General features: G+C 66.8%; 19 protein-coding genes. 10 read left to right on the top strand and 9 right to left on the bottom strand.

Annotated features, from left to right (window positions below):
* Positions 1 to 4 precede the first annotated feature (4 nt).
* Together HPC46_RS12670 and HPC46_RS12665 are read left to right on the top strand one after the other, a co-directional pair.
* Positions 5 to 1156 carry a low temperature requirement protein A gene (locus tag HPC46_RS12670; RefSeq protein WP_179470270.1) on the top strand — a complete coding sequence of 384 codons (1152 nt, stop codon included), beginning with the start codon at positions 5 to 7 and terminating at the stop codon, positions 1154 to 1156.
* Positions 1153 to 1626 carry an acyl-CoA thioesterase gene (locus tag HPC46_RS12665; RefSeq protein ID WP_325096651.1) on the top strand — a complete coding sequence of 158 codons (474 nt, stop codon included), beginning with the start codon at positions 1153 to 1155 and terminating at the stop codon, positions 1624 to 1626. The genes HPC46_RS12670 and HPC46_RS12665 overlap by 4 nt, the downstream gene beginning before the upstream one ends.
* A 46-nt stretch (positions 1627 to 1672) precedes the next feature.
* Here HPC46_RS12665 and HPC46_RS12660 read toward each other — a convergent pair whose 3' ends face one another.
* Positions 1673 to 2881: a sensor histidine kinase gene (locus HPC46_RS12660; protein ID WP_179470268.1), complete on the bottom strand. Its 1209-nt coding sequence runs from the start codon at positions 2879 to 2881 to the stop codon at positions 1673 to 1675.
* Entirely contained in the window at positions 2874 to 3512 is a 639-nt protein-coding gene (locus HPC46_RS12655) for a response regulator (RefSeq protein WP_179470266.1), read from the bottom strand. The genes HPC46_RS12660 and HPC46_RS12655 overlap by 8 nt, the downstream gene beginning before the upstream one ends.
* Before the next feature lie 150 nt (positions 3513 to 3662).
* Between HPC46_RS12655 and HPC46_RS12650 the strand changes: the two genes are divergently transcribed.
* The 3 genes from HPC46_RS12650 to HPC46_RS12640 all read left to right on the top strand — a co-directional run bounded on the left by HPC46_RS12650 (position 3663) and on the right by HPC46_RS12640 (position 6017).
* Entirely contained in the window at positions 3663 to 3839 is a 177-nt protein-coding gene (locus HPC46_RS12650) for a hypothetical protein (RefSeq protein ID WP_179470264.1), read from the top strand.
* 169 nt (positions 3840 to 4008) lie between these two features.
* Entirely contained in the window at positions 4009 to 5226 is a 1218-nt protein-coding gene (locus HPC46_RS12645; RefSeq protein WP_179470379.1) for an acyl-CoA dehydrogenase family protein, read from the top strand.
* Entirely contained in the window at positions 5223 to 6017 is a 795-nt protein-coding gene (locus HPC46_RS12640) for a tyrosine-protein phosphatase (RefSeq protein WP_179470262.1), read from the top strand. Before HPC46_RS12645 ends, HPC46_RS12640 begins: the two co-directional genes overlap by 4 nt.
* On the opposite strand, the gene HPC46_RS12635 is transcribed toward HPC46_RS12640, so the two are convergent.
* Positions 6006 to 6491 (bottom strand): DUF456 domain-containing protein, encoded by a 486-nt coding sequence (locus HPC46_RS12635; protein WP_179470260.1) that lies wholly within the window; start codon positions 6489 to 6491, stop codon positions 6006 to 6008. The two genes, HPC46_RS12640 and HPC46_RS12635, sit on opposite strands and share 12 nt — an antisense overlap.
* 163 nt (positions 6492 to 6654) lie before the next feature.
* Between HPC46_RS12635 and HPC46_RS12630 the strand changes: the two genes are divergently transcribed.
* The 3 genes from HPC46_RS12630 to HPC46_RS12620 are packed head-to-tail and all read left to right on the top strand — an operon-like array spanning position 6655 to position 10489.
* Positions 6655 to 8187 carry a Re/Si-specific NAD(P)(+) transhydrogenase subunit alpha gene (locus HPC46_RS12630; RefSeq protein WP_179470258.1) on the top strand — a complete coding sequence of 511 codons (1533 nt, stop codon included), beginning with the start codon at positions 6655 to 6657 and terminating at the stop codon, positions 8185 to 8187.
* A gap of 1 nt (position 8188) precedes the next feature.
* Positions 8189 to 9610 carry a Re/Si-specific NAD(P)(+) transhydrogenase subunit beta gene (gene pntB, locus HPC46_RS12625; RefSeq protein WP_179470256.1) on the top strand — a complete coding sequence of 474 codons (1422 nt, stop codon included), beginning with the start codon at positions 8189 to 8191 and terminating at the stop codon, positions 9608 to 9610.
* A 9-nt stretch (positions 9611 to 9619) separates the two neighbouring features.
* Positions 9620 to 10489: an EamA family transporter gene (locus HPC46_RS12620; protein WP_325096650.1), complete on the top strand. Its 870-nt coding sequence runs from the start codon at positions 9620 to 9622 to the stop codon at positions 10487 to 10489.
* Here the strand turns inward: HPC46_RS12620 and HPC46_RS12615 are convergent.
* From HPC46_RS12615 to HPC46_RS12595, 5 genes are all read right to left on the bottom strand, one after another.
* Positions 10486 to 11181 (bottom strand): haloacid dehalogenase type II, encoded by a 696-nt coding sequence (locus HPC46_RS12615; RefSeq protein ID WP_179470254.1) that lies wholly within the window; start codon positions 11179 to 11181, stop codon positions 10486 to 10488. The genes HPC46_RS12620 and HPC46_RS12615 overlap by 4 nt on opposite strands.
* Positions 11182 to 11199: 18 nt before the next feature.
* The gene (locus HPC46_RS12610; protein WP_179470252.1) at positions 11200 to 12063 is read right to left on the bottom strand and encodes an SDR family oxidoreductase; all 864 of its coding nucleotides are present in this window, start codon (positions 12061 to 12063) and stop codon (positions 11200 to 11202) included.
* A 79-nt stretch (positions 12064 to 12142) separates the two neighbouring features.
* A complete protein-coding gene (locus HPC46_RS12605; RefSeq protein ID WP_179470250.1) occupies positions 12143 to 13078 on the bottom strand; it encodes a class I SAM-dependent methyltransferase in 936 nt (311 codons plus the stop codon).
* Between the two features lie 156 nt (positions 13079 to 13234).
* Positions 13235 to 13867: a TetR/AcrR family transcriptional regulator gene (locus HPC46_RS12600; RefSeq protein ID WP_179470248.1), complete on the bottom strand. Its 633-nt coding sequence runs from the start codon at positions 13865 to 13867 to the stop codon at positions 13235 to 13237.
* A gap of 309 nt (positions 13868 to 14176) precedes the next feature.
* The gene (locus tag HPC46_RS12595; protein ID WP_179470246.1) at positions 14177 to 15577 is read right to left on the bottom strand and encodes an aldehyde dehydrogenase family protein; all 1401 of its coding nucleotides are present in this window, start codon (positions 15575 to 15577) and stop codon (positions 14177 to 14179) included.
* Between the two features lie 149 nt (positions 15578 to 15726).
* Between HPC46_RS12595 and HPC46_RS12590 the strand changes: the two genes are divergently transcribed.
* Both HPC46_RS12590 and HPC46_RS12585 read left to right on the top strand, forming a co-directional pair.
* Positions 15727 to 16287 carry a TetR/AcrR family transcriptional regulator gene (locus HPC46_RS12590; protein ID WP_179470244.1) on the top strand — a complete coding sequence of 187 codons (561 nt, stop codon included), beginning with the start codon at positions 15727 to 15729 and terminating at the stop codon, positions 16285 to 16287.
* A gap of 25 nt (positions 16288 to 16312) precedes the next feature.
* Positions 16313 to 18484 (top strand): FUSC family protein, encoded by a 2172-nt coding sequence (locus HPC46_RS12585; RefSeq protein WP_179470243.1) that lies wholly within the window; start codon positions 16313 to 16315, stop codon positions 18482 to 18484.
* A 43-nt stretch (positions 18485 to 18527) separates the two neighbouring features.
* Here HPC46_RS12585 and HPC46_RS12580 read toward each other — a convergent pair whose 3' ends face one another.
* Positions 18528 to 19505 (bottom strand): pirin family protein, encoded by a 978-nt coding sequence (locus tag HPC46_RS12580; protein WP_179470241.1) that lies wholly within the window; start codon positions 19503 to 19505, stop codon positions 18528 to 18530.
* Positions 19506 to 19537: the final 32 nt, after the last annotated feature.

The raw sequence follows: 19537 nt of genomic DNA, 5'->3' as shown, positions 1-19537 counted from the left end.
ACTTTTGCCGGCCGGCCTGCGGGCGATGCTCGCCCGCGACCCCGATGAACCGCACCGTGCGGCCAGCTCACTAGAGCTGCTTTTCGACCTCGTCTTCGTGGTCGCCGTCTCCCAGGCGTCCGGCGCCCTGCACCACATCTGGGAAGAGCAACACTTCGTCGAAGGCTTGGCGTCCTACGCGATGGTGTTCTTCGCGATCTTCAACGCCTGGATGAATTTCACCTGGTTCGGCAGCGCCTACGACACCGACGACTGGCTCTACCGGCTGACGGTGTTCGTCCAGATGGCCGGGGCGCTGGTCATCGCCGCGGGCGCGCAGCGGGCGATGCTGGAGAACGACTTCGGGGCAATCGTCGCCGGCTACGTGATCATGCGGGTGGCCATGGCGACCCAGTGGACACGCGCGGCGATCAGCGATCCTGAGTTCCGCGGGACCTGCGTGCGCTATGCCGTCGGCATCGTGATCGTCCAAGTTCTGTGGGTCTCGTGGTTCGTCCTCGACGGTCCGGTGTGGTGGTTCCCCGTACTCGCGCTGATCGACCTGTCGGTGTCACCGATCGCGGAGCGGCACAAGATGACGGCCTACCATCATCACCACATCGCCGAGCGGTACAGCTTGTTCACCCTGATCGTTCTGGGCGAATCAATTCTGGCGGTAGCCAATTCGATCATCGGCGGGCTGACCGACGCCCACGCGCGCACCGGCCTTATCGTCGTCGCGGCCTGTTCGCTGGCGACCGTGGCGTCGATGTGGTGGATCTACTTCGACCGCCCGCAGCACCACCAGACCATGACGTTCGGCCGGTCGTTCTTCTGGGGGTACCTGCACTACTTCATCTTTGCCGCGGCCGCCGCGTTCTCGGCCGGGGTGGAAGTCGCCGTCGCCGACCATCTCGGCGAAAGCCACCTGCCGCACCTCGCGGCCGGGCTGACGCTGACCATTCCGCTGGCGGTGTTCCTGCTCGCGACGTGGCTGGTGCTCGACTCGGTACGCCGGGACGCCGTCCAGGCGATCGGCACCATCGTGCTCACTGTGGCACTGGTCGGCACGGCCTACCTGCCGAACGCGCCACTCGGTGCGGCGGTGATCATGATCGCGGCGGCGGCACTGGTGAGCTGGCGGCACGCGACGGCCGATAGGCTTGCCACCTTGTGAGCGATTGGACAACCACCGCGGCGCGCCCGCACGAGATGCGGCTTCGCCTGGACTCCTACCCCGTTATCGACGCCGTCGGAGCCCGCTACGGCGACATGGATTCGAACGCCCACCTCAACAACCTGGCGCTGGAGTCGATGCACGAGAACGCGCGGGCGACCATGAACCGCAGCCTGTTCGCCGATATCTACGACCGGAAACACCGCCGTTTGCGCCTGGTCACCTCGCAGAACGCGGTGCACTTCCTCGCCGAGGTGCACTGGCCGGGGACAATCCAGACCGGTGCCGGGGTCGGCCGGATCGGTCGCACGTCGTTCGTGGCGTCGACGGGACTGTTCGTCGACGGCGCCTGCGTCGGTGTGTGCGACACCGTGCTGGTCTTCCTCGGCGACGACGGCCCGGTGCCGATTCCCGAGGAGTGGCTGGCCGTGCTGGAAACCGTCCGGCTGGGCGCACCGAGATCGACGTAATGTCCTGCGCTACTCGCACTTTCGCGGTCAAATGTCGGTTTGGGAGTCAGAGCTCAGTCGGAATGTCACCGTCGGGCACGGTCACGACGGCCGTCGTCCCGCCGCCGGGGGTGTCGACCAACTCGACCGAACCGCCCATCGCCTCGACACCGACCAGCAGCGACGACAGCCCGATGTGACCTTCGGCCACCTTGCGATCCAGCACGGCGGGGTCGAATCCCACCCCATTGTCGACCACCCGCAGCACCAGCGACCCGGGTATGGGTTCGAGCTCGACCCTCAGCCGGGAGGCACGAGAGTGCTTGTGCGCGTTGGCAAGTAGCTCACGCGCCGCACGGTAGAGCAGGGCCTGCGACGGCGGCTTGCCCACTTCTTCGGCGACACAGTCGATGGTGACGTTCCAGCGCCGCTCGTACTGGCCGACCAGCTCGCGCAGCGCGGCACCCAGACCCACCTGCGCCAGCACCTGAGGATGCAGCGTCGAGACCGCACTACGCAGCATGTTGATGGCGTCCTGCAGCGCGGCGTCGACCCGTTCGAACCCGATCTCGGACGGCTGTTCGCGCAGGTCCTCCAGGTCAAGGCGGGCAGCCAGCAGATTCTGCAGCGGCCCGTCGTGCAGTTGTTCGGACAGTTGCCGATTGTTACGTTCGTCGGCCTGCATCGACTCCGAGACCAGTCGGCGCCGCACCTCCAGCAGGGAACGCACCCGCGCCCGGCGGCGGGCCAGCACCAGGCACAGCGCGGTGGTGGCCAGGGCCAGCCACGCCAGGCAACCGACCTGGACATAGACGATGTTGGGCAAGCCCATCGTGTCGTCGCGCTTGGAGTAGAAGATCCACGCACCCAGGTAGCCCACCGCGGTGCTGGCACCGATCAGGGCAGTGATCTCGGGCCGGTCCAGGAACGCTACCGTGATCGGGATCAAGAAGAAGATCGGCAACAGCCACGACGTCGCCCCGCCGGAGGCGACGCACATGGCCAGCACGGCCACCACGTCGATGGCCGTCGATGCCCAGCCGAACCACCACTGCAGCGGCCTACGCAGCACGACCGTCAACCACACCGCGGCGGTGGCTGTATAGACGATCAGCACCGTCCAATAGACCTCGGGCAGCCAATGGTCGACGCCCTCGATCCAGACCAGCAGGGCGATCAACACGATCAGCGGTAGCCGTAGGACGGCCGCGACCCGCACCGGCTCGACACCCAGGAAGTCGGCCGCGCGGGCCAGCGGGGCCGGCAGATTACTCAAGCAGGCCCCGACGCATGCCCTCGGCGACCGCTGCGGCCCGATCGCCGACGCCGAGCTTCTCGTAGAGCCGCTGGACGTGGGTCTTGACCGTCGAGGGGGCCAGGAACAGCGCCTCGGCGATCGCCGGGATGCTGCGCCCCAGCGCAATCATGTTGAGCACCTCACGTTCCCGCGAGCTCAGCGACGGCCCGGAAGGCTCTGCGCGGCGCCGGATTTCGACGGCCAGCCCCGAAGCCAGCCGGGGCGCGAGAACATCGCGCCCCTTGGCGCAGTCCAAAACGGCGTTGACGATCTCGGACCGAGTGGAGTCCTTGGGCAGGTAGCCCGCCGCCCCTTGTTGAAGCGCGTGATAGACGATTTCGGCGTCGTCGTGTGCGGAGACCAGCAACACCCTGGTCGACAGTTCGTCGCGGCGCACCGCGGCGGCCACCTCGGCGCCGTTCATGCCCGGCATCCGGTAATCCAGCAGCGCGACGTCCGGGCTGTGCTCCTTGATCGCCGCTAACGCCGAGGCACCGTCCTCGGCTTCGGCGACGACCTCCACCTCGCCGCTGCCGGACAGGGCCCGAACCAGGCCGTCGCGGAACAGCGGGTGGTCGTCACCGACAACGACACGCACTTTTCCGGCCATACCAGCAGCTTTCCATATCAAGTCCACCGATCGGGGGACAAACACTTCATCCCCACCGACGTCCCATCAGCGGACAGACAGCCCGTCGCGTGCGGGCAATAGTCAGTGCATAGCCGAAAGCCATCGGATCGCAAGCTTGAGGAGACGGACATGGACCGCACATTCACTCGCCGCTTCACCACCGCTCTGGCGGGACCCACCCTCGCGGTCGGCGTCCTGGCCGGCACTCTGGTCGTCGCCACCCCCGCCGCCGCCGACACGATGGGGCTGAGCATGGCGGCACCCGACGCGCCCGCCCCGGCCGGGATGGTGCCCATCTCGCTGTGATCGGCGACCGCGGCCCTCGACCCACCACACCGCTACCCGCTCGCGGGAGTTCGGAGGTCTATTGATCGATACCTTTCTCCACATGCCTACGAGGCCCTCCCTACGGTCATAAGGGAGGGCCTCGTCGTGGTTTTAACCGGTGCCATATCGTGGCGGCATGGATTTCGCCATGTCCGCCAAGGGCGCTGATTACCACAAACGCCTCACCGATTTCATGGTCGAGCACGTGTTCCCGGCCGAGAAGTCCTACGACGAGTACCGGGCCGCCGCCGGGCCGAATGACTTCACCGTGCCGCCGGTGGTGGAGGAGTTGAAGGTGCTGGCCCGCGGCCAGGGGTTGTGGAACCTGTTCTTGCCGTCGGAGTCGGGGTTGACCAACCTGGAGTACGCACCGCTGGCGGAGCTGACGGGGTGGAGCACCGAGATCGCCCCCGAGGCGATCAACTGCGCAGCCCCGGACACCGGCAACATGGAGACCCTGCACCTGTTCGCGACCGAACAGCAGCGCAAACAGTGGCTGGAGCCGCTGCTCGCCGGCGAGATTCGCAGTGCCTTCTCGATGACCGAGCCCGCCGTGGCCTCCAGCGACGCCCGCAATATCGCGACGTCGATCGTGCGCGACGGGGACGACTACATCATCAACGGACGCAAGTGGTGGACGTCGGGCGCCAATGATCCGCGCTGCAAGGTCCTGATTGTCATGGGCCGCACCAACCCGGACGCCGCGTCGCATCAGCAGCAGTCGATGATCCTGGTGCCCACCGATACCCCTGGGGTGAAGATCCTGCGCTCGACGTCGGTGTTCGGTTGGCAGGACCAGCACGGGCACGCCGAGGTGATCTACGACAACGTGCGGGTGCCGGCGACGAATCTGCTGGCCGAAGAGGGTATGGGCTTCGCGATCGCTCAGGCGCGGTTGGGGCCGGGCCGGATTCATCACTGCATGCGGGCGATCGGCGTAGCCGAGCGGGCGCTGGCGCTGATGACCGAGCGTGCCCGTACGCGTATCGCATTCGGCAAGCCGCTGGCCGAGCAGGGTGTAGTTCAGCAGCAGATCGCGTTGTCCCGCAATGAGATCGATCAAGCCCGGCTGCTGTGTGAGAAGGCAGCCTGGACGATCGATCAGCACGGCAACAAGGAAGCCCGCGATCTGGTCGCTCAGATCAAGGCCGTCGCACCGCAGATGGCGTGCAATGTCATCGACCGCGCCATCCAGGTGCACGGCGGCGGCGGGGTCAGCGACGACTTCCCGCTGGCCCGGATGTACGGCTGGCAGCGGGCCATGCGGATCTTCGACGGGCCCGACGAAGTCCACATGCGCAGCATCGCCCGCGCCGAAATTGGCCGGGAACAAAGCGCTCTCGCGGCGGCGGTGACCGGAGCGTGAACAACGGTCAGCTCTCCGGTGCGTGGAACTTCCGCGATATCGCCGCTACTGCCGGGCTGCGCCCCGGGCGGTTCTTCCGGTCCAGTGAGCTCAGCCGGCTCGACGACGTCGGCCGCGAGTTCTTCCGCGGGCTCGGCATCACCGACGTCGCCGACCTGCGTTCGCCCCAAGAGGTGGAGCGCCGCGGGACCGGTGCCGTTCCGGACGGAGTCGCGATCCATCTGTTGCCGTTCCCGGATCTGTCGAACACGGCCGCCGAGGCTCCGCACGAGACCAGCTGGCAGAAGATGATGACCGACAAGACCGCCGAGGACGACGTCGAGGCCGCGGCGGAACGGTTCATGACCGAGGAGTACCAGAAGTTTCCAGTCCTCGGTGGCGCGCAACGAGCTGTGCGCCAAGTCTTTTCGCTGCTGGGTTCGGGCCGCCCGGTGATCACGCACTGCTTCGCCGGTAAGGATCGCACCGGGTTCACCGTCGCGGTGGTCCTGGAGGCCATCGGGATCCGCCAAGACGCCATCCTCACCGATTTCCTGCGCAGCAACGACGCGGTCGACTCGCTGCGCGAACGCATCATGGAATCGGTGGTCAGCCATGCGGGCGAGACACCCGAGATCACCACATTCGCCGAGGCCCGCCTGACCAACGGTGTGCTCGGTGTGCGCGAGGAGTACCTGGCGACCGCGCGCCGCACCATCGACGAGAACTACGGCAGCCTCGACGGCTTCCTGCGAGTCAGCGGTGTGAGCGCCGAAGACGTCGATCGCGCCCGCACCGAACTACTGGGTTAGCACCACGCCCGCCACCCACACCACGGTGGCGATCAGCCCGCCGGTCATCTCGACACCGACCGACAGTGCAGCGGCCTTCAGCGCATGCACGGTGGCCGCCCAAGCGCGCCGCTGATCACGGCGGGCGGCGAACTCGGCCAGGTAGACCCCAAGCACGAAACCGAGCAGCAGGCCGATGACCGGCACCACGAAGAAGCCGATCACACCGAGCACGGCTCCCGCCGCCAGCGTCCATCTGCCGACCTCGGCCGCCCGCATCCGCTTGGCCGGCCACAGGTACTTGATCGCCACGCTGGCCCCGAGCACCACGGTGACCACGCCGAGCACCACCCAGGACACCAGGGTGTGTTCGACGGCGGCCCACACCGCGATGGCGGCATAGACCAACAGGGTGCCCGGCAGCAGCGGCACGATGACACCGACCAGTCCGATCGCAATGGCCAGGCCAACCAGGACGATGCCGCCGGTGCTCACCCGTCCGAGCCTAGGGCCTCACATCCGACGGCTCGACTGGACACCTGTCCATTACCTGAGCGAGTAGCGGCCGACCGTGCCCTTGCGGCGCGTGGAAATACACTGGCATCTTCCACCCGGGCCGTCCGGCCTCGCCCACGACCAACCAGATCGGATCGCATCGATGCTCATCGGGATTCCACGCGAGTCTCTACCTGGGGAAACACGTGTCGCCGCCACGCCACAGACGGTCGGACAGCTCATCAAACTCGGTTACGAGGTATTGGTGGAGTCCGGTGCGGGTGTCGCGGCGAGCTTCTCCGACGAGGCATTCGTGCAGGCCGGTGCCGGGATCGGGACCACCGCGGAAGCGCTGGCAACCGATATCGTCCTCAAGGTCAACGCACCCACCAGCGCCGAGATCGCCGCACTGCGCGACGGGGCCACACTGATCAGCCTGATCTCCCCCGCACTGAAACCCGAACTCGTCGAGGAACTGTCCACCCGGCCCATCACGGTGCTGGCCATGGACGCGGTCCCGCGGATCTCGCGCGCCCAGTCTCTGGACGTCCTGTCGTCCATGGCCAACATCGCCGGGTACCGCGCGGTCATCGAGGCGGCACATGCGTTCGGCCGGTTCTTCACCGGCCAGGTGACCGCGGCAGGCAAGGTCCCGCCGGCCAAAGTGCTGGTGGTCGGCGCGGGTGTGGCCGGGCTGGCCGCGATCGGCGCCGCGGGCAGCCTGGGTGCCATCGTGCGCGCCACCGACCCGCGCCCCGAAGTGGCTGATCAGGTCAAATCCCTTGGTGGTGAGTATCTTTCGATCGAATCACCAGAGACCGAGGTATCGGCTACCGGGTACGCCAAGGAGATGGGCGACGACTACAAGGCCCGCGAGGCGCAGCTGTACGCCGATCAGGCCGGGGATGTCGACATCATCATCACCACTGCCCTGATTCCCGGCCGGCCCGCGCCGCGCATCATCACTGCCGAGATGGTGGCCTCGATGAAATCGGGCAGTGTCATCGTCGATATGGCCGCGGCCAACGGCGGCAACGTCGAGGGCACCGTCAAAGACCAGGCCATCCTCACCGATAACGGCGTGACCATCATCGGCTATACCGACCTGGCCGGCCGGCTGCCCACCCAGGCGTCGCAGCTCTACGGCACCAACCTGGTCAACCTCCTCAAGCTGCTGACCCCGGAAAAGGACGGCACACTCGTACTCGATTTCGATGACGTCGTGCAGCGGTCGGTCACCGTGGTCCGCGACGGCGAAACGACGTGGCCACCGCCACCGGTACAGGTCTCGGCGGCCCCGGCTCCGAATGCGTCGGCCGCCCCGGCAGTGCAGCAGGCCAAAGAACCGATGACGATGGGACGCCGGCTCGGCATCACCTTCGGTGCCGCCGCCGTGCTGTTCGGACTCATCGCGTTGTCCCCGGCCGCACTACAGGTGCACCTGACGGTCTTCGCACTCGCGATCGTGATCGGCTACTACGTGATCGGCCATGTGCACCACGCACTGCACACGCCACTGATGTCGGTGACCAACGCCATCTCCGGCATCATCGTCGTCGGCGCGCTGCTCCAGATCGGCCACGGTGACGTCATCGTCACCTCATTGGCCGCCGTCGCCATCCTGCTTGCCAGTATCAACATCTTCGGTGGCTTCGCGGTGACGCGTCGCATGCTCGCGATGTTCTCGAGGAGCTGAGTTGTTCACATTGGAAACGGCCGCGACCGCGGCCTACGTCGTCGCGGCCCTGCTGTTCATCCTGGCGCTGGCCGGGCTGTCCAAGCACGAAACCTCGCGGGCCGGAAACACATTCGGCATGGCCGGCATGGTGGTCGCGCTGGTGGCCACCATCGCGCTGGCCCTGGCCCGCCACATCGAGCCGCTTGGTCTGGGCCTGCTGATCGGCGCCATGGCCATCGGTGCCGCGATCGGGTTGTGGCGTGCCCGCGTCGTCGAGATGACCGGCATGCCCGAGCTGATCGCGCTACTGCACAGTTTCGTCGGTTTGGCCGCGGTCCTGGTCGGCTGGAACGGCTACCTGCACGTCGAACACGATCTGGCCGGCGCCGAGGCCGCAGCGCTGGGCAGCGAGGGCATGCTTGGCATTCACTCCGCCGAGGTCTTCATCGGCGTGTTCATCGGTGCGGTGACCTTCACCGGATCGATCGTCGCCAACCTGAAACTGTCGGCGCGCATCAAATCGGCCCCACTGATGTTGCCCGGCAAGAACTTTCTCAATGTCGGCGCCCTGGTGTTGTTCGTTGCGCTCACCGTCTGGTTCGTCATCGAACCCCAGCTGTGGCTGCTGATCGCCGTCACAGTGTTGGCACTGCTGCTGGGCTGGCACCTGGTCGCCTCGATCGGCGGTGGCGACATGCCTGTCGTCGTGTCGATGCTCAACAGCTACTCCGGTTGGGCCGCAGCAGCTTCGGGCTTCCTGCTGTCCAACGATCTGTTGATCGTCACCGGTGCCTTGGTCGGCTCTTCGGGTGCCTACCTGTCCTACATCATGTGCAAGGCCATGAACCGCTCGTTCATCTCGGTGATCGCCGGCGGTTTCGGAATCGAAGCCGGCCCGGCCGAGGACAAGGATTACGGCGAACACCGCGAGATCAACGCCGAAGGCGCCGCAGAACTGTTGTCCTCGGCCAGTTCGGTGATCATCACCCCCGGTTACGGGATGGCCGTGGCCCAGGCCCAGTACGGCGTGGCCGAACTGACCCGCAAACTGCGCGAGCGTGGTGTCACCGTGCGATTCGGTATCCACCCCGTCGCAGGCCGTCTGCCCGGACACATGAACGTGCTGCTGGCAGAGGCCAAGGTGCCCTACGACATCGTGCTGGAGATGGACGAGATCAACGACGATTTCGACAGCACCTCGGTGGTTTTGGTGATCGGCGCCAACGACACGGTGAACCCGGCTGCGTCAGAAGACCCGAGCAGCCCGATCGCCGGTATGCCGGTGCTGACGGTCTGGAACGCCGAGCACGTCATCGTGTTCAAACGGTCCATGGCCTCCGGTTACGCCGGCGTCCAGAATCCACTGTTCTTCCGGGAGAACACCCAGATGCTGTTCGGTGACGCCCGCGACCGGGTCGACGACATCAACGCCGCGCTGTAAGACCCTGCGGTGAGCCGCCGCGTCCCGATGTGGTCGGTGCCGATGTTCTTCATCGCCGGCGCCGTATCGCAATACGTCGGTGCCGCGGTGGCGGTGTTCCTGTTCGCCGCGGCCAACCCGCCCGCGGTGGCCTGGCTACGTGCCGCGGGAGCCGCGGTCGTGCTACTCGCCTGGCGCAGACCGTGGCGCCGGCTGTGGACGCGCCGTGGCCTTATCGTCGCCGCCGGGTTCGGAACCGTCACCGTCGGGATGAATGTGGCCTTCTTCGAGGCGATTTCGCGTATCCCGCTCGGTACCGCGGTGGCGATCGAATTCATCGGACCCGTGGCGGTGGCGACACTGGGCACGCGGCGCCCCCGTGATGTCCTGGCCGTCGCACTCGCGGCGGGCGGGGTGGCGCTCCTGGCCGGAGTACAGGCCGGTGCCGACGCCGTCGGTGTGTTCTTCGCCCTGACCGCAGCGGCACTCTGGGCGGGTTACATCCTGCTCGGCAAGCGGGTCGCCGACGCGGGTTCGGGGCTGGATTCCCTGTCCATCGGGATCGCCGTCGCGGCAGTGCTACTGGCGGCGCCCTTGCTGGCCGGCCAGCTGAACACCGAAGCGCACGTGCTCAGCGATCCCCGGACCTGGTTTTTGGGTCTCGGTGTCGGCGTGCTGTCCACGGCGGTGCCGTACGCGCTCGACCAGTTCGTCCTGACGGTCGTCGCGCGGGCCCGCTTCGCCTTGCTTCTGGCACTGCTGCCCGCTACCGCCGCCGGTATCGGCGCGATCATGCTGCATCAGTGGCCAACACCCACCGAACTCGCGGGTATCGCCTTGGTCATGACGGCACTGGTCATCAGTGCGGACGACTCGGTTGCCGGGGACACCGGAAACTAGAGCCTGTCGGCAAGGTCCACGAGATCCGTTGCGGTCACGTCGAATTCGTCGGGCTCGAACGCCACTCGATAGCGCCCTGGTTGTCCCCATTCCAGCGGCCGGTCGACGTAGGCGGTCCGCAACCCGGCGTCGCGGGCGGCCCGCAGGTCACTGGGATGCGCCGCGACCAACATGAGCTCGCCGGGCGGCACATCCAGGATGTGCGCGCACCCGAGATACGCCTCGGGGTCGGGCTTGTAATGGCCGAAGATCTCCGCTGACAGTACGCAGTCCCAGGGGAGCCCGGCGCGCTTGGCCATGTCGGTCAGCAGCGACACGTTGCCGTTCGACAGCGTGGTGATCACGAATCGCTCCTTGAGCCGGTACAGCCCGGCCACGCTGTCAGGCCACGGATCCAGTCGATGCCAGGCGCGGTTCAGGTGGTCGATGTCGTTGTCGGCAGCCGTGATGTCGGCCTCGCGGAGCAACTCGTCGAGGATCCTGCGGTGCAGATCGTCCAGCCGAGTCCACGGGAGCTCGCCACGGCGAACCAGATCCATCGCCGGAACGTAGCCGGCCCGCCAATTGTCGGCGAACTGGGCCCAATCCCGTTGTACGCCTTGCTTGTTCCCGAATTCCCGGAGTTCGCCGATGAGGCTCGCGCGCCAGTCGACAACGGTGCCGAACACGTCGAAGGCCAGTGCGCGAACCACTACGGCTCCAGCATGAGATCAGCCGAGCTTGAAGGTGGCGTGCTCGGCCGCCGACAGGTCGTCGATCGTCGACCACTGTGCGGCGACGTCGTCGACGCTCGGCACATGGTCGAAGGTGACGCCCTCGTTCTGGAACAGCGCGGCGCGCTGCACCTTGCCCCCGCCGACGATGAACACCGAGGCGGAGTCCGGCACCTCTTCGGTGCACAGGTAGCCGACCACCGGCGCGACGTACTCCGGGGTGAGCTTCTTGAACACCTCGGGCGGCAGGATGTCCTCGGTCATGCGGGTCGCGGCGATCGGCGCCAGCGCATTGGCCTTGATGTTGTACTTGGCGCCTTCCTGGGCCAGCGTGTTGATCAGGCCGACCAGGCCGAGCTTCGCGGCGCTGTAGTTTGCCTGACCGAAGTTGCCGAACAGACCGCTGGTGGAGGTGGCGACGACGATGCGGCCGTAGCTCTGCTCGCGGAAGTGCGGCCAGGCGGCGCGGATCACGTTGTACCCGCCGTACAGGTGAACCTTGAGCACGGAATCCCAGTTCTCGAACGGCATCTTGTGGAAGGTGCCGTCGCGCAGGATGCCCGCGTTACTGACGATGCCGTCGATCTTGCCGAACTCGTCGAGTGCGGTCTTGACGATGTTCGCGCCACCCTCGGGCTCGGCGACGGAGTCGTAGTTGGCGACCGCGCGGCCGCCGGCGTCCTTGATCTCGGCGACCACCTGGTCGGCCATGTTGTGGCCGGCGCCGGTTCCGTCGCGCGCGCCGCCGAGGTCGTTCACTACGACGCTGGCACCTTCGCGGGCCAGGGTCAGGGCGTACTCACGACCCAGACCGCCACCGGCTCCGGTGACGACGATGACTCGATCAACAACTCCGGGCATGGGCCTTCCTCTCCTGCGACTGACGGAACGTAACTCTTGTATACGTGGGCAGTCGGAGCTGCAGGCACCCGGGTTGGGGTCAGGCCTTCTGCGCGACGACGAACGTCGAGAAGGCGTCCTCATCGTCGGCCATCGGCACCTCGACCCAACGGTCCAGCCGGCGCATGGCATCGGTGGAACGCTCGCCGGTCGCGAGCCAGCCGTGGGCGTTGAGCCAGTCGGTGACATCGGCGCGATCGGCGTCGTTGTACGTCAGGTTCTGCATGTCGATGGTGCGCTCGATGCCGAGTTGGTCGGCGAACTTCTCGAACCGTTCCCGCGCCTCCGCGCGGCGCTCCTCGGAATGGTGCCCCATCGTCTCGGCCGACACCCGGCTGCCGGGCGCGCTCAGTTCGGTGAGTAGTTCGAACAACCGGTCCTGGGCGTCGGCCGGTAGGTACATCAGCAGTCCCTCGGCCAGCCAGGCGGTGGGCAGCGACGGGTCGAAGCCCTGCTCTTTGAGCGCAGCCGGCCAGTCCTGACGCAGGTCGACAGGAACCTCGTGGCGTTCAGCCACCGGACGCACACCGTGCTCGGCCAGTGTCTTCGCCTTGTAGTCGAGGACCAGGGGCTGGTCGATCTCATAGACATGAGTGTCGGCCGGCCAGTCCAGCCGGTAGGCACGCGAATCCAGTCCCGAGGCCAGGATCACGATCTGCCGGATGCCGGCAGCGGCGGCCTCGGTAAAGAACGCGTCGAAGAAGTGTGTCCGCACCGCCTGGTAATTGAGCATGCGGGTGAGCATCGCAACGGCTTCGGGATCGGCCTCGGTCAGCCGGTCCGCGAGGGACGCGTCGAGGAAGTGCTCCCACATCCCGGTCCCGGCGCCCTCCACCAGGATCCGGGCGTACGGATCCCGGATCAGGGCATCGGGGCGGTCGGTCTCGCTGGCCCGCGCGGCGGCCACCAATACGGCGGTCGAACCCACGCTCGTCGCGATGTCCCAGGTGTCGTCATCAGTGCGCAAGGTGCTCATGGCAGCGGTATCCCCAATTCGGCGTCGCTCATCGGCTCGACACTGGTCCGCAATTCCCCGCAAGGGACGCATCAACCCAGTTCAGCCAGGGTTATACGACGATCGTACCGAGAAACTTAGCCAAGCTATGCGACTGTGGTGTATGTCACCGCGCGCTCAGCCGGCGTGCCAGGCCTTGCCGTTGAGCAGCTCGAGGAACTGGTCGGTGATCGCGACCAAGCGCTCGTTGTCACCCACGAATCCGGCATAGAAGCCCAGGCCCCACATCACGGCCATGAACATCTCGGCGGCCGCTTCGATATCGATGTCGGAACGGACCTCGCCCGTCTCGATGGCGTCTTTGATGGCGGCCTTGATGTACCCGCGGGTGAACTCCCGCGAGTCATGGTTGGACTCGGCCAACTCCGGATGCCGCTCGGCCTCGAGCACGGCCGTCACCAGGAACGCAGCAACCGAGCGATCCTGGCCCTCGGCCGACACCACCGCCTGGATGAAGGCACGAATCCGTCCGGCCAGCGTCCCCTCACGCTGCGACTGCTGGACGGCGGCCTCGATGACCAAGGCGTTGGTCTGGTCCACTACCTCTTGATAAAGCAGCCGTTTGCTGGCGAAGTAGTGGTTGATGGCGGGTCTGGTCAGGTCAGCACGGATGGCGATTGCCTGAAAGGTGGCAGCGTCGTAACCCAATTCGCTGAACACCTCGCGGGCGGCGCGCATGATGCGCTCGCGTGTTTCCGCGGCCTTAGCTGCTGGGGGGCGACCCGGGCCCCGACTCGCTGTATGCGGCACGGTGAAATTGTGCCACAACCAACGGGGAAATTTTGACGGCCGACGACATTTGCTCACGAGTTCTAAATTAGAATTCCGCTCATATTCAAACCCACCTGCGGAATCCGTTGCCACAGCGCCGCTTTGGCCCGTGATCCGTGCACAACCTGCGGGTTTCTATTCGCATATCGGATAGCCGCAGCCCCGGCAAATCCTTTGGAAATGAAATTCCGCATAAGAATTCGCTGAGATTGCATTTGCGCGCAAGAGTCCCCGTTCAATACGTTATAAGGGACTTGAGACGTGTTTGCTAACGGCGATTTTGAGACTCTACATCACTTTACGCATGAGCCTGATCGCGCGATCAGTGTATGGCGGGTACATGAGTTTCAAGTCCAATTTGGTCGATTTAGCCAACACGGCGCGTCGATGGCTTAGCGCCTCGAAGCCCCACTTCCCGTGATACGCACCCATGCCGCTGGCCCCGACACCGCCGAACGGGAGTTGCGGGACAAGGCAGTGGACCGCCACATGGTTGACCACCGCGCCGCCGGACGGCATCCGGTCGACGAGGTTCCGCGCCACCGACTGGGAGGCCGTGAAGACGTACAGCGCCAACGGCTTGGGTCGGGCGTTGACGAATGCGACGGCCGCGTCTGGCGAATCCACCGCGATGATCGGAAGGATCGGCCCGAAGATCTCCTCGGACATCACCGGGTCGTCGGCGGCGGGGTTGACGATCACCGTCGGCTCGATCCGCAGCGCCGACCGATCCGAGCCGCCACCGGTGACGACGGTGCCGCTGGTCGCGCCGATCAGGGAGACCAGCCGATCGAACTGCCGCTCGTTGACGATCCGCAGCGACGGGTCCTTCTCCTCCGCGCGGAACTGGGCGATCGTCGCGACGATCTTGTCGGTGAGCTCCTTGGCGATCGTGCGGTCGGCCAGCACGTAGTCCGGGGCGATGCACGTCTGCCCCGAGTTCAGCATCTTGATCCAGGCGATCCGGCGGGCCGCCACGTCGAGGTCGGCGTCGGCGAGCACCACGACCGGGCTCTTCCCACCCAGTTCCAGCGTCACCGGCGTCAGCGTCGGCGCCGCGGCGGCCATGATCTTGCGGCCGATCTCGGTGCCACCGGTGAACAGGGCGTGGTCGAAGCCCTGCGCCATCAGATCCTGGGTGACCGCGGCGTCACCCTCGACCACCCGGATGGCCTCCGAGTCCAGGTATTCCGGAACCAGTCGGGCAATCAGGGCCGAGGTGGCCGGCGCCAACTCCGACGGCTTGATGACCATGCCGTTTCCGGCCGCGATCGCGGCCACCACCGGCGCCATGCACAGATAGAACGGGTAGTTCCACGGTCCGATCACCAGGATCACGCCCAGCGGGTCGTACTGCACCCAGCCCTTGCCCGGCAGCTGCGCCAGCGGAAGCCCGTACCGCTGCGGCTTCACCCATTTCTTCAGGTGCTTGCGGGCGAAAGCGGCCTCGGCCTTCGTCGAGCCGATGTCGCCGAGCCACGCCTCGAACGAGGACCGGCCCAGATCGCTGGCCAGCGCCTCGGCGATCTCCGGTTCCCGTTCGTCGCACATCCGCTCAACGGCGCGTAACTGCTCGGTCCGCCACGTCAGCGAGCGGGTGCGGCCACTGTTGAAAACTCGGCGCACGTCTGCCAGCACGCCCGCGGCACCCCCCTGGGTGGCCTGGTCGTTGGTGATCTGGACGGTCATGACAACTCCTCGAATCGATCCGTGAGTCCAGCTTGCCCCATCGCCGGGGTGACGTCACAGCTGGCCTGGCAGCGGATCGGCGCGAAACTTGGTCACGATCCTGCACGTCACGGCCACCGTGCCAGGGCAGCGCACTATCGTCTTCTGTCATGGCCACCGTTGCCAACCGAGAGGCGTATTTCGAGACCGGCCTCGAGGTTCTCGCAGACGTGGGTTACGGCGGACTCAAACTTGCCGAAGTGTGTAATCGGCTCGGCGTGACGACCGGGTCGTTCTATCACTACTTCTCCAGTTGGCCGGCCTACACCCGAGATCTGGTTTCGTACTGGGTCCAGGATCGGACGATCCGCCTGATCAGCGCAATCCGCGAGGTCTCCGACCCGCGCCGTCGTATCGAGGCGATCATCCAGGTCGGGCTGTCGCTGCCGCACGGAGCCGAAGCCGCCATCCGTTCCTGGAGCTCGGTGGACCCGCACGTACTGGCGGTGCAGACCGAGGTCGACCGGGCGCGACACAAGATCCTCTACGACTCGGCGATCGAAATCGTCGACGATGCGCGCCAGGCCGAGGTCTACGCCTCCTGGGCGGTCTACGTCTTTGTCGGCTACGAGCAGGCCACGCTGCCGCGCGAGCCGGGGATGTTCGGCTGGATCGCCCGCTACATGCTCGACGCGCTGGATCAGGGCAGTTTCGCCAGCGTGCCGCGGTGAACCCAGCCGAGTTCATCGGCGGATTGTGCTGACCCCAGCCGGCCTGTGGCACCGGGCAGCGGAACGGGTGCGGACCCGCGACCCCGAGAACGACGGCGCGCGCCGCGCCCTGCGCGCGGCGATTGTCGTCCCGATAGCCGCCGCGGTCAGCTTCAGCGTCGGCGGCGGATCGCAGACCCCGCTGTTCACGATCTTCGGGTCGATCGCACTGCTGATCGTCACCGACTTCCCCGGCAACATGAATGCGCGGGCCGTTGCCTACGGCGGTCTGGGCTTCAACGGCGCGGTGCTGATCAGCCTGGGCACCCTGGCCGCACCGATCCCCTGGTTGGCGGTCACGCTGATGTTCGTCATCGGGGTGGCCGTCACGTTTTCCGGCGTGCTCAGCGAGGTCGTCGCCGCCGGGCAGCGGGCCACCCTGCTGACGTTCGTGCTCCCGGTCTGCACGCCGGTGGGCCCGCTCGGTGAGCGGCTGTTCGGCTGGCTGATCGCATTGGTGATCTGCGTGCCCGCCGCGCTCTTCCTCTTCCCCCCGCGCCACCACGGCGAGCTGCGCCAGCATGCGGCCGCCGTCTGTGCGGTGCTCGCCGACCGGATCGAGGCCACGGCATCCGCCGCCGATGTGACCGCGGCGATGGACGCTCTGCGCGCCAACTTCCTCGGGGCGGCCTACCGACCGGTGGCGCTGACCGCGGGCAGTCGGGCGCTCGTGCGTGTGGTCGACGACCTGCAGTGGATCTGCGATCGGGTCACCGACGACACCGGCGAGTTACTCGGTCCGATGTGCGAGCCGGTGGTGCGCGTGCTGCGGGACTGCGCCCAGGTCTTGCAGATCACCCGGCCCGGCGCCCGAACCGCCGAACGCGCGCATCTGGCCGAGGCGTCAGCGAACCTGCGCACGATCGCGATCGGCAGTTACCGCCAGGACATCGTCGACATCCTCGCCGAGCCCGACGACGACGAAGCCGTCGCGCTGGGCCGCACCCTGCTGAACCGGCGGACCATCGGCGCGGCGGTCGGGGTCACCGGGCGACTGATCGCCAGCGCCGCGGCGGCTGACGCCCGGCCGGTATGGGCACGGGTGCTGGGGCGACGGCTGCCGGAGACGGGCATCGCCGAGCGGGTGTACTCCGAGACCGAGGCCGTCACCGCGCTGACGACGGGGCATCTGGCGACCCGTTCGGTCACGGCCCGCAACAGCGTGCGGACCGGGCTGGGCCTGGCGCTGGCCGTGCTCGTCACGTTTGTGTTCCCGGTGCAACACGGATTCTGGGTGGTCCTCGGTGCGTTGTCGGTGCTGCGCAGCAGCGCGCTGACCACCGGCACGACGGTCGTGCGGGCAGTGACCGGCACGGTGATCGGCTTCGTCCTGGGCGCGGTCATCATCGAACTGCTCGGCACCGACCCCATCGTGATGTGGGTGCTGTTGCCGATGGTCGCCTTCGGTTCGGCCTATGTGCCCGAGATCGGTTCGTTCACCGCCAGCCAGGCCGCGTTCACGATGATGGTGCTGATCGTGTTCAACCTGATCGTCCCCAGCGGCTGGGCCGTCGGCCTGATCCGGATCGAGGACGTCGTGGTGGGCGCGTCGGTGGGTGTGGTCGTCTCACTTCTGCTGTGGCCGCGCGGCATCAAGACCGCCGTACAGCAGGCCATCGACGCAGTGCGCGAGGTCGGCTCCCGCTATCTGCGGGCCGCGGTCCTGCGGGTCACCCGCGGCGCCTTCGAGCAGGCCGAGAACCAGGTGAACGCGCTCAGTCATGATGCGTTGACGGTGTCTCGGACATTGGATGACGCTGTGCGCCAATATCTTTCGGAGAACGGCGGGCCGACGGACTCCCGCGCTCCCGTGGTGCGGTCAGCCAGCCGTGCGGTGCGGCTACGCGCTGCCGCCGATCTGATCGCCGACATCGTGCCACCACCGCTCGGGGTGTACCCGAGGGCACGGGCGGTGCTCGAGGCTCACGCCGCCGCACTGTGCTCCCGGTTCGACGGCTCGCTCGGCGGGACGGAACCGCTGAAAACGACCGCGCCGATCAGTGACGATCTGGTGCCCGCGCTGCGAGCCGAGGCGGGTACGGGTGACCTGGCGGTATCAGCGGCACTGCCGCTGGTCACCGCCGCGGCCAACATCGGCGAGCTGGAGCTCACCTACCCCCCGGCCGTGGCGGCGGCGGGCACTTCCATTCAGAGCTGAGAGCGACGTTGCCCGGCTCAACGCCGCTCTGAGCTCTGAATCGTCACCCTTGGCCCGCGCGGTGCGGCATCAATGCGCCGGGCGGGATGGCGCCGAACCGGCCGGCGTTGAAATCGTCGAGCGCCTGAATGATCTCGGACTTGGAGTTCATCACGAACGGCCCGTAGTGGAACACCGGCTCACGAATCGGCTTGCCGCCCAACAGAAGCACCTCCATGGCCGGTCGGTTGGAATCCTGGCTGGGATCGGCCGCGACCGTGATGCGGTCACCGGGACCCAGGACCGCGAGCTGCCCCTGCTGAATCGGGTGCCCGATCGGACCGACCGCGCCTGAACCGGACAGCACGTACACCAGCCCGTTGTAGTCGCGCGGCCATGGCAGGTTCAGCTGAGCCCCGGGCTGGATAGTCGCGTGCGCCAACGTGATCGGGGTGTGTGTGATCCCCGGGCCGGACCAGCCGTCGACGTCACCGGCGATGACGCGAACCAGCGCGCCGCCGTCGCTCGACGACAGCAGGCGGACGGCCGGACCCTCGATGGACTGGTAGCGCGGCTGCGCGAACTTGTCCTTGCGAGGCAGGTTGACCCACAGCTGAATTCCGTGGAAGACGCCACCGCTTTCGACGAGTTCGGCCGGCGGCGTCTCGATGTGCAGGATGCCGGACCCCGCCGTCATCCACTGGGTGGCGCCATCGGCGATCAGACCACCACCACCGTGCGAATCCTGGTGTGCGAAGCGGCCGTCGATCATGTAGGTCACCGTCTCGAACCCGCGGTGCGGATGCCAGTCGGTGCCCTTCGGCTCACCGGGCGAGTACTCGACTTCGCCCATCTGGTCCATGTGCACGAACGGATCAAGGTCGGCGGCGCTGACTCCGGCGAACGCGCGCACGACGGGAAAGCCTTCGCCTTCATAGCCGCGCGGTCCGGTGGTGATGGACCTGACGGGCCGTTCGGTATCGGTCGGGGCGGCTGCGCTCAGCCGCGGCAGGGACAACGTGTCTGCGGTAACTGCTGGCATGCCATCGATAACCGGACCGCGGTCCGATTAAT

The organism is Mycolicibacterium vinylchloridicum (genome assembly GCF_013404075.1).
Taxonomy (GTDB): domain Bacteria; phylum Actinomycetota; class Actinomycetes; order Mycobacteriales; family Mycobacteriaceae; genus Mycobacterium; species Mycobacterium vinylchloridicum.
The sequence above is the reverse complement of the archived record's forward strand: the minus strand, read 5'-3'. Positions and strand labels throughout refer to the sequence as shown.